Source organism: Dyadobacter endophyticus, from assembly GCF_014641595.1.
Classification (GTDB): Bacteria; Bacteroidota; Bacteroidia; order Cytophagales; family Spirosomataceae; genus Dyadobacter; species Dyadobacter endophyticus.
This window is the reverse complement of sequence record NZ_BMIA01000001.1, coordinates 1,425,851-1,439,514: the sequence shown is the minus strand read 5'-3', so window position 1 is coordinate 1,439,514 and position 13,664 is coordinate 1,425,851. Positions and strand designations below refer to the sequence as shown.

The following is a 13,664-nucleotide window of genomic DNA, read 5'->3' as shown; positions in this document are numbered from 1 at the left end:
AATTAAGCCGGGTGACAAAATATGGTTTCGTGTCGGGTGGACTGTTTCCGTATTGGAAAGATTTGTGTCCGAAAATACACTATGTACATGGGAGGCTTAATATTATGCTGCTGAGTGAGATGCACAATCAAGTATATGCTGTTGAATAACAGGTTTCATTACCAGAGTCACGAGCCACGCTGCAGCTTTCATTTCTCACGTGCGTGGTGGCCGCGGGAAACGGTAAACGAGTTGCAAATTGACGGTCGGGATCATGTGCCAGTTGATGAGACTTTCCAACTTTTTGGTCAAATTCGGTGTGACTGCATCCAGCAAAATTTCTGCGGATTGCCTTGAACGGTCGGATTGAATGTGGACGCTCGTTTGCATGGTTGTAGATACCCCGGCACCCATGCCCATCCAAACTGATTTATAGAGGGGGAACCGGTAACCACCCGATAGCGATACTTGATGGGCATTTGCGACGGGTGTAATCAGGTAATCGCTGTATAGTTCGTCAAAAGCAGGGACCCAATCAGAAAGAAGACCTAATGCTACTTTAAGACCGGGATCATCGTAAGCCAAATTATTGACGAGCTCCTTTGAGGACTTTCTATGAATCCGGTAAGTCAAACGGTTGTATGCAATGTCGAAATCAAAACGCCTGTAATGCCATTTGAACCCCGCGCCATAGCCAATCCTGCCTTGCAAGTTTGCTTTCAGATAATCTCTTGCCTGCTTGTCCTGTGAAACAGATACTTCAACCAAGGGCCTGATATAGGCCCTTGGAGGAATGCCTATTTGGACATAAGTCTCCAAGACCTGCTTTTTTGTAAATATCCATCCAAGCTGCATGCCGTGTTGGACCGGAAAATAGGTTCCGACACTGGCGGTGAAGCCCGACTGATCGATGCGCTGACCGTTAGTTTTAAGGGACGGCAAATAAATAGCACACAAAAGGAGCGAAAGTTTTTGAATGGAGTATAAGTATCTTTTCGGACTCATAAGATTTACACGATTGAGTGATCTGGAAATTCAGCCTTTTCGAAAGGCAAATTTTTGGCACTTTCGTGTGATATCTTTTAAGATGGATTAAAAAATGGCGGATCCAGGCCCGATGCTCATGGGCAACTCATGAAAAAATCCCGATTGCTTACTACCAGCATGCTTCTTGACAGGTATATTTGTCGAAACATACGCGAATGGAACTGCTCGGCTATTTTCAGCAACACCTAAGCCTGCCTGCCGGGCTTGCTCAGAGTATTGAGCCGGTATTTAAGCACCAGGATATAAAAAAAGGCGAAATTTTTCTTCAACCAGACAATCGTTCTCAGAAAGTCTGTTTTATTGAGAAAGGGCTGATAAGGACCTACTACCTGAAAGACGGGAAAGACATCACCCATCTTTTCTTTGCTGAAAACAGATTCAGCGTTCCATTGGAAAGCATTTTCTACGACAGGCCGTCGCCCTACGGTTGGGAAGCATTGGAGAATTCACATATCAGGATAGCTCAGTATAAAGATTTGGAACCCATGTTCGAGAAAGTGCCGGGATTTGAAAAATTGATCCGGCTACTGCTGATAGACGTTATAGACGTCTTTTCCGAACGGCTATATGCCATGCAGTTTCAATCGGCCCAGGACCGCTATAAGGCACTGATAGAAAAACACCCCGATATTTTATTGCGCGCGCCTTTGGGTCATATCGCATCCTACCTGGGCATTACCCAGCAAACGTTGAGTGTTATCCGGGCCGCCAAATTCAGGGATTAATCTTAAAAACATTTCCGCTCAGGCAAATAACATCGCTTGGGACAATTTTCACCCTACTTGCCGGCAGTAAAACTCGCGTATTGATTATTCAGTTTGTCAATGGAGACCAATTTTACAAGTTCCATAAGCAGAAGCTGCAATAATTTTTTAAGATACATTAAAAACAGCCTGGGCCTATCGGCATACATTTGCCATAGTATTTCATAAAACAAGCATAGAATGAAAAAGCTATTTTCCCTGCTCGTAGGGCTGACTATTACATCCCTGAGCTTTGCCCAGTCAGCAAAGGAGGACTTCACAGGTAAATGGAAAACCGAGGAAGGCGTCATTATCACCATTTCCAATGGCAACGGAAAATTTACCGGTATTGACCCTAAAGGTCGTCCCACACTCTATAATGTACGTTTTGAAAAAAATGAGTGGAAGGGCACAGTTGAAAATCATGAAAGCGGTCAAAAGGGCAATTGCGAAATTTATCTCGAAGGTAGCAACCTGAAAATTGTAGCGCACAAAGGTGTATTTTCAAAAACTTTTTATTGGGTAAAACAATAAGCAAACTGGTAGAGAAAAGTCTTAATTCCTAAAATTAAAAGAAATGAACATTAGACAACTCACGCAGGATGCAGCTTTAAAATTAAAACTGTATCTGGCCACGCTGGGTGAACCGCTGGACAAAGTACACGAAGTAATTAGTGCTGGGGATGCCGGTTTGCGTAGTGGCGAACTCTCTGAATTGACTATTATCACAGATTTGAAACCCGATGGAGCCCGAAACCTGCGGCTGATTTTTGAAACGTTAAAAGGCAACCTTACAGGCGCCAGAAAAGTAGGCACGCTCCATGATATGCGTTTTGTGTTTTTAGAAAACGACACCAAGCTGCTTTTCTGCACTTGCTATGACGGCGATTGGGATACCTATATCAATGACTTTGCAACCAAAATACCGGAGATGATGGATCTGATTTTTGGGAATATTGAGGGCTGGCCAGGCATAAAATCGCCTTCTGTAAAAGCATTTATTTTGAGTAAGCAAATAACAGCATCGGCGTGGTTTGTAAGCCATCCGATCCTTACAGTTGCCGATACAACACGTTTGGAAAAAATAGGGGCAGGTCTGAACAAACTTTTGGAATTGTAGAGATTTAAAGCAGTCTTATGTTCTTAAAAAATTTGTTTAAGCGCACCGCCGAAAAAATCGAGTTGCACGACATACAGGCCATCATTCTCAGAGAACGGCCTTTGCCCTATCATGGCGTAAATGTATTTCTCGAAATACAGGATGGCCCATCGGGCAAGGTATTTTTAAAGGAGCTGTTGCCCTATATCACTTCTGCACAGAACTGGTGGGATAGCGATGATGCCTGGCTTTCGGTAGCTTTTACTTACGAGGGTTTAAAAAAGCTGGAGCTTCCTGCCGCCACGCTGCAAAGCTTTCCCGATGCTTTTAAAGAAGGTATGGCCGCCCGTGGCCAAAAACTAATGGATATTAATGAAAATGCTCCCGAAAAATGGGAGGCCGCGTTTAAAGATAGCGGTAATCATATTGCCGTTTCTATCGTTGCCAAAAGCAAGGCAGAGCTTGATGCAAAGAAACAAGTAGCACTGCGGATATTATCAAATCATGCTGGAATAAAGCTTCGCATACAAGCAGATTTTGATACGCCGATAGAAGGCAATTTTAATCATTTTGGATTTCGAGACGGCATCAGCAACCCTGAAATTGAAGGAAGCGGGGCCGAACGTCTGAACAAAAAAGAACGTCCCATAAAGGCAGGTGAATTTATTTTGGGATATGCCAATGAGACCGGAAATAAATATCCCATGCCGCAACCTTTAGTACTGGCAAAGAACGGAACATTTGTAATCTTCAGGAAGTACCACAGCCACGTAGCTGTCTTCAATAAATATCTGAGGGATCAGGCAAAGACAAAGGACGAACAGGAAATGATTGCCGCCAAAATGGTAGGCAGATGGCGAAGCGGCGCCCCGCTCAACATGTGTCCGTTTAAAGATAATCCTGCACTAGGGGCAGATACAGCAAAGAATAATGATTTCGATTTTGCCAGTGACCAAAATGGCAAAATAGTCCCCTACTCAAGCCATATGCGCCGGATGAATCCCAGAGATACGAAAATGGCTGTAATGTCGGACGTGAACCTGCACCGCATTATACGGAAAGGTGTAGGCTATGGTGTTCCGCTGGCGGAAGGCAGCACCAAAGACGACGGTGTTGAACGTGGGCTTTACTTCATTGCCTTCAGCGCAAAAGCAATGGAGACCCTTGAATTTTTGCAAAAAGAATGGGTAAACAACGGAAACTTTGTTAGCCTCAAAAATGAAAGAGATCCTATGATAGGACTAAACGAAGGCAAAGGAACTTTTACGATGCCTAGCGATCCTTTACCAAAACGCTTTATTGGAATGCCCACTTTCAATACATTAAAGGGTGGTATGTACCTTTTTATGCCAGGAATCAACGCCCTAAAGTGGATGTGTGGAGTATCTCCCAGCGCAATAATGCCGACACGGCCCAATTATTAAAATAAAAGTCCGTATTCGATACTATCCTCCCGTATATTTTGATGTATTCAGGTGTGTGCATGATGGCCCCGGTATATCCACCTGCATGCTTTACGACCCATTTTCAAAAAAGGGCTGATTATTTTGATGAACGGAGAGCTTTCCGATTACTTCGAATGGAGAAAATTGATTGATTTGTTTTGGAAGTCCTAACAGACCCAATTTGTAACTTTACTAAAACAGACCGATCAGGGGAAGAGCCATTGGTAGTGAATGATCGGCGGATGTTGGTGCTATTGGCACCTTTACCATTGCACTGCGATTATGCGCTGTGATGTCAAAAAAATAGCATCCTTTCCGATGCTATTTCTGATCCCGACTTTGTTTAGGCTAATCCGCCATCACAGCCGATTACTTTGCCGGTCATGTATCCGTTGCCCGCCAGGAACAGGACGACACTGGCTACATCGCCCGGTTGTGCAATGCGCCCCACAGGGATTTGGGAAGCATAATAGTCGAAGGTTTCCTGTTTGGTTTCTGATGTGAGAAAATCCCACCACACAGTATCCACAACGCCGGGCGAAACGGCGTTGATCCGCAGCTGTTTGAATTCTTTGGCCAGGATCGGCACCATAATTTCCAGCGCACCATTCATTGCGCCAATGCCGGATGTACCCGGCATTTTGGCACTGCCGGTAATAGCTGTCACCAAAGTAATGCTGCCGTTAGGGCCCATGTAAGGAAGCGCTGCTTTGATCGTCGCCAGGTGCGCCCAGTATTTCTGCTCAAAGCCCTCACGGAGATCCTGCAAAGAAAGGTCTGCGAAATTACCGAGGCCCTTGCCTCCACCAAGAGCAATAACAAGATGATCGGTCGTGCCATGGCTCTTGAAAAAAGCTTCCAGGCTTCCAGTGTCTGAGCTGTCGACCTGCGCTGCATTCAGGCCCGATTGCTGACTGCTTTTTAATTTTTCTGCGTTGCGCCCTGTTACGGTTACTGCCGCACCGGCATTGGCAAATAGTTGTGCAGTGACCAGGCCAATGCCTGAAGTGCCACCGGCAACAATGACTTTTTTGTTTTGAAATTGGGATGTGTTCATAATCTGCCTTTAGTTTTTCTGCTGCAAAGGTGGCGCAGTTCTAAGGCAGGTTTATAGACAGGATCATGCTTTGTGTAGTCTTAATGGTGCCTGTTCCGGTATGTCAGCGGGGTTTCGGCGGTCAGCGTCCTGAAAAAACGGTTGAAAGATGCGGGGTCGCTGAAATCGAGTTTGTAAGCAATTTCGCTGATGGTCTGATCCGTATAGCGAAGCAGCGATCTGGCTTCCTGTAATAACATCTCTTTAATGCTGGCAGAAGCGGTACTGCCGGTGGTGTCCTTAATGACCCTGTTCAGATAGTTAGGGGTAACCGAAAGCAGCTGCGCGTAATCGGAAACCTTCCTTTTGGTAAGATAATGGACGCTCACCAGTTTCCTGAAACGTATGACCAGCGCATGGTGATCGCTGGTAGGCGGGCTGACATCAAGCCCCTGTCTTTCGTAGCTTCTTTTAGCTTCCAACAGCAGCAGGTATAAATACATTTTCAAGGCTTTCTCGCGGCCGGTTCTATGCTGCTGCAATTCACTATCCATGCGGATGATAAGGTCAGTTATGCTGCTGAGCTCCTGATCACTGATCTGGAATACAGGTGTCCCCGTCGTATCGTAAAACGGAAATTCCTCCACCACTTTCACGGCGGGTAGGATATCGTTTAGAAAATCGGGATCGAAGAGGATATAATAACCAAAAGCGTCCCGGCTGATATTGCTTTTTGAAAAGATTTGGTTGGGAAAGGTAAAGGATAATGTCCGTGGCTGATGCTTGTAAGTTTCCAGTCCGATGCTCATATCCAGCGTGCCGCAGACCGTAATGCTGATCCTGTAAAACGCCGACTTCAATGGGCCCATCGAGCCGATCAGCCCGTCACTCGAATAAAGCTCAAAGCCCTCAATGATTTTAACTTTCCCAATCTGGTTATACCCAAACGGCGTAGCGGGACCGTCTTGCCGGTGTACCGGCCTAAACCTGTCCAAGCTATATCTTGGAATATCTGCTTTCTTATTTTTCACTGCTTGCTTATAAATACTGCCTAAAGATTATCTGTCAAAGTTATCGAAACACATATATCCGTCCGTCTGTCAGCATGCCTATTTGAAAACACTGCCAGCATATTTATTGTGCAACCCCATGCTATGACATCCGATTCTTAAGATACCGCTCCTACTGTATGCCACCTGAGATGGAAACGATATTTTTTCCACGGAAAAACCTTTCCCCTCAAGCCTGTAACACAAATAACCGTATGGTTAAAGGGCGATGCCCGAGCTTCGCCGAGACTCTACCACATCACTCTCACTCAAATCGAGCCTAAACATTCGGTAACCTTTTCGGTAACCTGCATTGGAGGGCCTAGATAGCAAAATTGATAAGATCAGGTAAAAGAACCGATATTGTTTGTTATAATTTTGCTACTGATCGGTTCTCTACACAATTGAGAGGTCTTGGTTTGGTCAGTCATGGCGACAAATTATGACCTCCTCCTAGTCAGTTTTGATTTGTCTTGGGTGAACGTACTGATGTTGTAGGAACATAGCCTGATGCCTTCCAGGCGAGCATCAGGTTCTTATGTCACCGATAATTGCTTTTTACACAGCAACTTCCTACCTTGGGTTAAAAGCGCCGATTGACAGTATTTCCCCAATTCATCTACACCAGATCAGCTTAGCGACCAGCTCAAAAAGAAAGGCATAAGAACGCTTGGTAAATATGTGTTCGTTTTAATGAACACAATAAAAGATTTAGAACGGGAACGGACGGTTCAGATACGGAAAACGATGGCCATTGCATATTTGTCTGGGAATGCGAACAAGTTAACAAAGCAAAAAGCCAACATCATTGTCGACCTATTGAAAGCATATAATCATGAGAACTTCATGCTCTTGGAACTGGAAAGCCTTCTTGATGTAAAATATTGTGAAAAGTCGACGACACTCAGGGTCCCGCTTGAAGCTGGTGATTGTGGATGTTACGGTAACTATTCAGGCCATTGCCGGATGACTTCGATTTATTGTTGGGAGCAGACATGCTATGTCAAAGTTGTACACCCAGCTGGTTTTGCTTCTCAGCTGTAAACCTGCACCATGTTATTAATGAAACAACAATCGCCTTTTCTTTGGTTAGCTGCCGGTTTATTGCTATCCGCGATGGTGGTATATGACACAGCGACCTGGATAGCTGTGTCCACTGATCCGGTAAACTCGTTTCAGCAGGCGCAGACCCAGTATTTAAACAAGTACAGTATTCCCTCGGGAAATGCCAGATTACTGACCTTAATATTTATATTAATAGGTTCTCTGGCTACATTTTGTCTTGTAAAAAGCCACTATTCATCTTCGAAATCACTCACGATTTCGATAAAAATTCTGATCAGCTTAAATCTTCTGTTGATTCTGTGGAGAGTATTTAGTCTCATGTAGCGATCGGATAATCAGAGGCATTGATAAGGGTGGCAGATATATACACCCCGTAAGTCACGGAACAGGAGATATATTCCGTGACTATATTATCTTTTGCTTTTTATCCCCTCCTTTGAAAAGTGCTTTTGTGAATTCGAGGATATTTGCTAGCTATCTGTCATCAAATTTTCGGGAGGAACCGGGAAGTTCCCTAGCATTTTATGCCGATAATACTAACGTGGCCTTTAATGAATATTTGCAAATATGGTTCCAGCAAGGCATACTCGGATTCGCACAACCTTTTTGCGCCGGTTAAATGCAGGTGTTCCCTGAGCGTATCCAGCAATGTTGTGCGGGCGTCCATTTCAAGGTTAACCGCATTACCGTTGACACTGAAAGACACTCCTGCCGACTCAACCGCGCTGACAGTTGGGGCAGTTGGGCCGGCCTCTAATCCTGTTACCCTGGTAATTGCCAGTGCAGTGACCGCTACTGCGGCGGGCCAGGGGCCAAAACAATTATCCGCTGCGGGTTTGCAACCTTGTCATAAAGGCTTTTCGGGTCACCGTTGAATAGTGCAAAATCGGGTGCATCCACAGAATCCCAGTGAGAAAGCAGCAGCGGGGTCAATACAATGGCAAGCTGTTTTGCTTTCATGTTCGCCAGTGAAGTAGTATGAGGCAAATGTCCGCCCATTTGCTGGATGCAGGCTTATATAATTTACTGCATTGCTTACCATTATTACTGATCATCAGCCCAGTATGTCCCGGGATTAGAAACATCCATTACTTTTGAATCAGCAAAACGACAAGACAATGAGCAAAATCTTCAAGTTGGAAAGCGTTTCTCAATTCAATACCCAGAGAGGCCAGCGCACCCTGCATCCATTGGTGAGTGTACTGGACCAGTCCAAGTCCAGCCCCATAAAAGGGGCGCGCTTCGTTTCTGACCTTTATATTATATTCCTGAAAGAAGTAAAATGCCAGGAGCTTAAATATGGCCGGAACCATTACGACTATCAGGATGGCACATTGCTGTTTATTGCGCCAGGCCAGGTTTTCGGATTTGACGACGATGAAAAGATGTTCCAGCCGACCGGATGGGTTTTACTATTCCATCCCGACCTGATACGCGGCACTTCGCTTGGCCGCACTATCAAAGATTACGGTTTTTTCTCCTATGATGTCAATGAAGCGCTTCACCTTTCTGAACACGAGCGAGGCACTATCTTGGAGAGCTTTTCTAAAATCAAATTTGAGTTGGAACACGCCATAGACAAACACAGTAAATTACTTGTTATCAGCAATATAGAGTTATTTTTAAATTACTGTGTTCGTTTTTATGACCGTCAGTTTATAACACGTGACAACATTCATAAGGACATTCTGACAAAATTCGAAATCGCTTTGGATGATTTTTTCAAATCGGACGACCCGCAAGTTGTTGGACTGCCATCAGTGCGGTTTTTTGCCGAAAAGCTTAATTTGTCGCCAAATTATTTCGGCGATCTGGTCAAAAAAGAATCTGGAAAATCTGCTCAGGAACATATTCAGGATAAGCTTGTCGCTGTCGCAAAAGAGCGTGTTCTCGGCAGCAATAAAACGATCAGTGAGATTGCCTACGAAATAGGTTTCAAATACCCTTCTCATTTCACCCGGCTCTTTAAGCAGCAAGTAGGAGAATCGCCTCTTAATTTCAGGCTTTCCAGTAATTAATTACCGGCAACATCGTCGTTTTTGGCGAAGTATTTTGCATCGGCAATTTGGATGACAAAACACGGGAACTGGTCACCATCACTGCTCTGATAACCAATCAAACGTTACCACAACGTACTGCACACACCAATGCTGCACTCAATGTCCAGGGCGCCATCACAGAAGCCGACCGGCTCCCTACATTGGCTTCCCACGTGCTGCCAATGCCATTTATACCATCAGGGAAGTAACTCCGGATAAGGTAATTTGATCCTTAAAAACACGATGGATGAAATCAAATGACTTCAAAGCATTCCAAATCGAGAACCTGTGCAACTATGTCCCGTCCTTTGGCAGGAAAGACCTATACAGGATCTGTCTGGTCACCGGGGAAAGCAGGGTTTATTTTGCCGATAAAAGCGTAAACCTTTCGGGAACATGCCTGTTTTTTGGCAACATCAACACGCCCTATTCGTGGGAAATCGTGTCTGATAATCAAATTGGGTACGGCTGCCTGTTTACCGAAGATTTCCTGAAAGGCGCCGAATACTTTGATAATGTCGGTTCGCTGTCTGTGTTCAACATTGGGAACATTCCAGTATACGAATTAAAAGACGAAACACAGATCACCAATGTCAACTTCATTTTCAAAAGGATTTTGGAGGAAAATGGCGGCGATTATGCGAAAAGACAGGAAATGATCAGAAGCTTTATCTGCATTCTGGTCCATGAGGCACTAAAGTCGAGGGCCGCTGAAGGCAACACTGAACTGGCAGCATATAAAACAGCGTCACAGCGGATTTCCGCTCTGTTTCTGGGCATGCTGGACACACAATTTCCGGTTGAAAATAAAAGAAAGTCTATTCAACTCACAAAACCGACGGACTTCGCAGGGGAGCTGGGTGTCCATCCCAACTACCTCAACCGTATGCTAAAGAAGGAGACCGGAAAGACCATTTTAAAGATCATCAACGAGAGGATCATCACCGAAGCTAGGATTCTTCTACAACATACGGATTGGAGTATTTCAGAAATATCACATTGTCTGGGTTTCGAATACCACTCCCATTTCGACGGTGTATTCAAAAAGATCACAGGCCATAGCCCGACCATCTATCGGGAAACGGTTTCCGGGAAACGATTTCCGGGAAACGGTTTGAATTTTCTAGGTAAATAGATATGCATCCTGCCATCATCTCTGAACAGGTTGCAGGCTATTACTATCAAAGTACCGACTGGTCTGCTGTTGCCGCTGCGATGTTTGCTTCTGCCGGTTACGGGGGGCATGTGGATTCGGGCGATTATCCCTTCCTGATTGATAAAAACACACGTGGTTTTCTGGAAAATGCTGCTATATCCGAGGATGATAAAATAATATTGGTTACAAAAATGCAGAGCGGCTACTGCACCTGCAATAAGTTGACGGATGCTTTTAATCATTTCTTAAGTTCGGCAAGGAAGGAAGTCGAATTGGTTTGAAATTTATAAGCATTGGTGCAAATGCGCTTAACATGGCATGGTGGTCCAACCGTAGCTTTGCCATCAAAAAGGAAAATTTATGAACACAATAATGGTCAACACGACCTTAGGCAAGGTTGAAAACATCGAAGAGGTTTTAAAGGGCGAGTTTGCCGTGGTTGCGGAGTGGCAGCAAAAAGGAATTTTGGCACACATTTTCGTCAAAGAGGCAGCCGGTGGCGTCCAGGTAGCTATTGCTTCCATCAAAGGGCCGCACCGCTAAACGAAACAAATCAACAAACCATAGCATAATGAAAACAAGCAACAATACCATATTAATTACCGGGGGCGGAAGTGGAATAGGGCTCGCGATGGCTCAAAAATTCCTCGAAAATGGCAACACAGTGATAATTTGCGGAAGAAGAGCAGATAAGCTGGCAGAAGTAAAAAGCAAGTTTCCTGACCTGCACACGAAGGTTGCCGATATCAGTAACCCTGACGACAGGATTGAACTCCGTGATTGGGCCACTTCTAATTTTCCCGGTTTGAATATCCTTGTAAACAATGCAGGAATTCAAAACACTTTTTTTCTAAAGCAGCAGAACACGATAGAGGCGATAACCAGTGAAGTGACGACCAATCTCATTTCGCCAATACACCTTGCCAATCTGTTTGTCCCGCATTTGATTAAACAGCACGAAGCGGCTATTATCAACATTACTTCCGGTCTTGCATACATCCCCGTCGTAGCGACAGCGGTATACTGTGCTACCAAGGCAGCCCTTCATTCTTTTACCCTGTCGGCGCGGCATCAACTAAAAGACACTTCGATCAAAGTCTTTGAAATAGCGCCACCCATTGTAGATACCGAGCTCGGGCACGACGGCTCACATAAGGAACGCGAAGTCGAGGGCATCTCTGCTTCGCAAGTAGCTTCCGAAACATTTCTGGCGGTGCAGGATGATCAATTCGAACTGGCTATCGGCATGGCCCAGAATCTTTATCGCGCTGCTCATAGTGATAAGGCCGATATGGTATTTAACCAGGTCAACCGGTAGGTTTCAGGGGAAAACTGCGTAGGATCGATTGATCCTGCGCAGTTTTATAATCTCATTTAATTTGACTGGTCTCTACCGAGTCTGAACGAATCAGTTCTGTAAAAACGGATAGTCAATATATCCTCTCTCCCCACCGGCGAACATTGTGGCCCTGTCTGGTTCATTTAATTCAGAATTTAATTCAAATCGCCTCGGCAAATCCGGGTTAGCGAGGTAAAGGGCGCCATAAGAAACCATTTCGGCAATGCCATTCGCTAATTCAGCTTTCCCGGTTTCCCTGTCGTAGCCGCCATTGGCGATGACCGGATGCTTGCTGATTGAGCCAAATGTCTCCATCACATTCTTAGGATAATGCGGGTATTGGTCCAACGGGAACATGGCATTCATCAGATGAATATAGGCCAATGGCATTTCGTTCAATGCCTCAATCAAAGGAGTGAATTGCGCCACGGGATCGCTGTTTTCGATATTGTTGTAAGCGTTGGTGGGCGATAGCTTGATGCCCACCTTATCCTTTCCCGTGGCATCAACTAGCTCCTGCATCACCTCCACGACGAAACGGTTCCTGTTCTCAATGCTTCCACCGTATGCATCGGTTCTAACATTAGCACTTTCTGCTAAAAATTGATTGGGCAAGTATCCGAATGCCGCATGAAGTTCCACGCCGTCAAATCCGGCTGCCATAGCATTCCGAGCAGCCTGACCATAATCCAGTACGATCTCGCTGATTTCGTCCGCCGTCAGTTCATTAGGAGTTTCAAAATCTTTCATTCCCTGTAAAGTAAAATGCTGTTGCCCCTTGATCGCAATTGCCGATGGCGCAACCGGAAGCACACCATTGCGCTCTACCGAATGTCCAACGCGTCCCGTGTGCCAGAGTTGCGCGTAAATGAGGCCACCGCTTTCGTGCACAGACCGGGTTACTTTTTCCCAGGCCTCAATTTGTTCCTGAGTGTAAATGCCGGGTGTCAAAGGACTGCCTATTGCCTGCCGGGAAATATTAATTCCCTCCGTAATGATCAGTCCTGCATTTGCCCGCTGCGTATAGTACAATTTGGTTAAGTCACCTACAACGCCTTCACTGTTTGCACGGCTGCGTGTCATAGGTGCCATGACTATCCTGTTTTGAAGCGTTTTGTTACCCAACGCTGCTTTTTCCAATAATTCCATAATCAATTTTCGAGTTAATGAGCTTTCATCTGCATGGATCCTCATGCATCGTCAGCATCTTGTTTTTGTTATGGAAGCAAAATTATGGGTAGGATAGTATACCTTTGTTATCTGTTACAAAAAGGATACCAGTTACAAAAAGGATACTATGAAAAAGCATAATTGCATTGTAGGGGATGAAAGCGTCTGCCCCAAAGTGAAACTATCTATTCAGGACACCCTAGACGTGGTAGGTGGCAAATGGAAACTCGTGTTGATCTCCATACTCAGGGATGGCAAGATGAGATTCCGGGAACTATCCCGGGAAGCCGATATATCCCCACGGATATTATCCAAGGAATTGCAGGAACTGGAGATGAACGGGCTGGTAACACGAACCGTGTGCAATACTAAGCCTGTTACGGTCGAGTATGCGCTCACGCCATATAGCGATACGCTGTCGGAAGTGATTATTGCAATGCACAAATGGGGACAAGAGCATCGCAGGAAGGTTATGGAGCCTTCGCTTTGAATAATCC

At 45.1% G+C, this 13,664-nt stretch carries 16 protein-coding genes; 11 read left to right on the top strand and 5 right to left on the bottom strand.

Annotated features, from left to right (window positions below; all coding sequences use genetic code 11):
• Positions 1-195: 195 nt before the first annotated feature.
• Positions 196-984: a hypothetical protein gene (locus IEY24_RS05905; RefSeq protein WP_188929595.1), complete on the bottom strand. Its 789-nt coding sequence runs from the start codon at positions 982-984 to the stop codon at positions 196-198.
• Between the two features lie 197 nt (positions 985-1,181).
• Between IEY24_RS05905 and IEY24_RS05900 the strand changes: the two genes are divergently transcribed.
• The 4 genes from IEY24_RS05900 (at position 1,182) to IEY24_RS05885 (ending at position 4,292) form a co-directional block, all read left to right on the top strand.
• Positions 1,182-1,751 (top strand): Crp/Fnr family transcriptional regulator, encoded by a 570-nt coding sequence (locus IEY24_RS05900; protein ID WP_188929593.1) that lies wholly within the window; start codon positions 1,182-1,184, stop codon positions 1,749-1,751.
• Positions 1,752-1,970: 219 nt separating this feature from the next.
• On the top strand, positions 1,971-2,303 hold the full coding sequence (locus IEY24_RS05895; protein WP_188929590.1) for a DUF2147 domain-containing protein: 333 nt from the start codon (positions 1,971-1,973) through the stop codon (positions 2,301-2,303).
• A 43-nt stretch (positions 2,304-2,346) separates the two neighbouring features.
• On the top strand, positions 2,347-2,889 hold the full coding sequence (locus IEY24_RS05890; RefSeq protein WP_188929588.1) for a hypothetical protein: 543 nt from the start codon (positions 2,347-2,349) through the stop codon (positions 2,887-2,889).
• A 17-nt stretch (positions 2,890-2,906) separates the two neighbouring features.
• Positions 2,907-4,292 carry a Dyp-type peroxidase gene (locus tag IEY24_RS05885; protein WP_188929586.1) on the top strand — a complete coding sequence of 462 codons (1,386 nt, stop codon included), beginning with the start codon at positions 2,907-2,909 and terminating at the stop codon, positions 4,290-4,292.
• Between the two features lie 364 nt (positions 4,293-4,656).
• Here the strand turns inward: IEY24_RS05885 and IEY24_RS05880 are convergent, their stop codons facing one another.
• The 3 genes from IEY24_RS05880 to IEY24_RS05870 all read right to left on the bottom strand — a co-directional run bounded on the left by IEY24_RS05880 (position 4,657) and on the right by IEY24_RS05870 (position 8,423).
• Positions 4,657-5,370, bottom strand: coding sequence for an SDR family oxidoreductase (locus IEY24_RS05880; RefSeq protein ID WP_188929585.1), 714 nt, complete (start codon positions 5,368-5,370; stop codon positions 4,657-4,659).
• 80 nt (positions 5,371-5,450) lie between these two features.
• A complete protein-coding gene (locus tag IEY24_RS05875) occupies positions 5,451-6,380 on the bottom strand; it encodes a helix-turn-helix domain-containing protein (protein WP_229221460.1) in 930 nt (309 codons plus the stop codon).
• 1,875 nt (positions 6,381-8,255) lie between these two features.
• Positions 8,256-8,423 carry a hypothetical protein gene (locus tag IEY24_RS05870; protein WP_188929583.1) on the bottom strand — a complete coding sequence of 56 codons (168 nt, stop codon included), beginning with the start codon at positions 8,421-8,423 and terminating at the stop codon, positions 8,256-8,258.
• Between the two features lie 134 nt (positions 8,424-8,557).
• Here IEY24_RS05870 and IEY24_RS05865 point away from each other — a divergent pair, with 134 nt between their 5' ends.
• The 6 genes from IEY24_RS05865 (at position 8,558) to IEY24_RS05840 (ending at position 11,976) form a co-directional block, all read left to right on the top strand.
• Positions 8,558-9,481, top strand: coding sequence for a helix-turn-helix domain-containing protein (locus IEY24_RS05865; RefSeq protein ID WP_308420565.1), 924 nt, complete (start codon positions 8,558-8,560; stop codon positions 9,479-9,481).
• A complete protein-coding gene (locus IEY24_RS33075) occupies positions 9,481-9,711 on the top strand; it encodes a carboxymuconolactone decarboxylase family protein (protein ID WP_369009290.1) in 231 nt (76 codons plus the stop codon). The genes IEY24_RS05865 and IEY24_RS33075 overlap by 1 nt, the downstream gene beginning before the upstream one ends.
• Positions 9,712-9,749: 38 nt before the next feature.
• Positions 9,750-10,637: a helix-turn-helix domain-containing protein gene (locus IEY24_RS05855; RefSeq protein ID WP_188929581.1), complete on the top strand. Its 888-nt coding sequence runs from the start codon at positions 9,750-9,752 to the stop codon at positions 10,635-10,637.
• A 2-nt stretch (positions 10,638-10,639) separates the two neighbouring features.
• Complete coding sequence (locus IEY24_RS05850) at positions 10,640-10,939, top strand: hypothetical protein (RefSeq protein WP_188929579.1); 300 nt, start codon at positions 10,640-10,642, stop codon at positions 10,937-10,939.
• Between the two features lie 79 nt (positions 10,940-11,018).
• A complete protein-coding gene (locus IEY24_RS05845) occupies positions 11,019-11,201 on the top strand; it encodes a hypothetical protein (RefSeq protein ID WP_188929578.1) in 183 nt (60 codons plus the stop codon).
• Between the two features lie 28 nt (positions 11,202-11,229).
• On the top strand, positions 11,230-11,976 hold the full coding sequence (locus IEY24_RS05840; protein WP_188929576.1) for an SDR family oxidoreductase: 747 nt from the start codon (positions 11,230-11,232) through the stop codon (positions 11,974-11,976).
• Between the two features lie 90 nt (positions 11,977-12,066).
• On the opposite strand, the gene IEY24_RS05835 is transcribed toward IEY24_RS05840, so the two are convergent.
• Positions 12,067-13,146: an alkene reductase gene (locus IEY24_RS05835; RefSeq protein WP_188929574.1), complete on the bottom strand. Its 1,080-nt coding sequence runs from the start codon at positions 13,144-13,146 to the stop codon at positions 12,067-12,069.
• Positions 13,147-13,294: 148 nt separating this feature from the next.
• Between IEY24_RS05835 and IEY24_RS05830 the strand changes: the two genes are divergently transcribed.
• Positions 13,295-13,657 carry a winged helix-turn-helix transcriptional regulator gene (locus tag IEY24_RS05830; RefSeq protein WP_188929572.1) on the top strand — a complete coding sequence of 121 codons (363 nt, stop codon included), beginning with the start codon at positions 13,295-13,297 and terminating at the stop codon, positions 13,655-13,657.
• The last annotated feature ends 7 nt before the right edge of the window (positions 13,658-13,664 follow it).

Coding starts and splice junctions, on each gene's coding strand:
- IEY24_RS05840 (WP_188929576.1), top strand. CDS start 11,230: ATGAAAACAAGCAACAATACCATATTAATTACCGGGGGCGGAAGTGGA.
- IEY24_RS05890 (WP_188929588.1), top strand. CDS start 2,347: ATGAACATTAGACAACTCACGCAGGATGCAGCTTTAAAATTAAAACTG.
- IEY24_RS05850 (WP_188929579.1), top strand. CDS start 10,640: ATGCATCCTGCCATCATCTCTGAACAGGTTGCAGGCTATTACTATCAA.
- IEY24_RS05845 (WP_188929578.1), top strand. CDS start 11,019: ATGAACACAATAATGGTCAACACGACCTTAGGCAAGGTTGAAAACATC.
- IEY24_RS05905 (WP_188929595.1), bottom strand. CDS start 984: ATGAGTCCGAAAAGATACTTATACTCCATTCAAAAACTTTCGCTCCTT.
- IEY24_RS05835 (WP_188929574.1), bottom strand. CDS start 13,146: ATGGAATTATTGGAAAAAGCAGCGTTGGGTAACAAAACGCTTCAAAAC.
- IEY24_RS05900 (WP_188929593.1), top strand. CDS start 1,182: ATGGAACTGCTCGGCTATTTTCAGCAACACCTAAGCCTGCCTGCCGGG.
- IEY24_RS05880 (WP_188929585.1), bottom strand. CDS start 5,370: ATGAACACATCCCAATTTCAAAACAAAAAAGTCATTGTTGCCGGTGGC.
- IEY24_RS05855 (WP_188929581.1), top strand. CDS start 9,750: ATGAAATCAAATGACTTCAAAGCATTCCAAATCGAGAACCTGTGCAAC.
- IEY24_RS05895 (WP_188929590.1), top strand. CDS start 1,971: ATGAAAAAGCTATTTTCCCTGCTCGTAGGGCTGACTATTACATCCCTG.
- IEY24_RS05885 (WP_188929586.1), top strand. CDS start 2,907: ATGTTCTTAAAAAATTTGTTTAAGCGCACCGCCGAAAAAATCGAGTTG.
- IEY24_RS05830 (WP_188929572.1), top strand. CDS start 13,295: ATGAAAAAGCATAATTGCATTGTAGGGGATGAAAGCGTCTGCCCCAAA.
- IEY24_RS05870 (WP_188929583.1), bottom strand. CDS start 8,423: ATGAAAGCAAAACAGCTTGCCATTGTATTGACCCCGCTGCTGCTTTCT.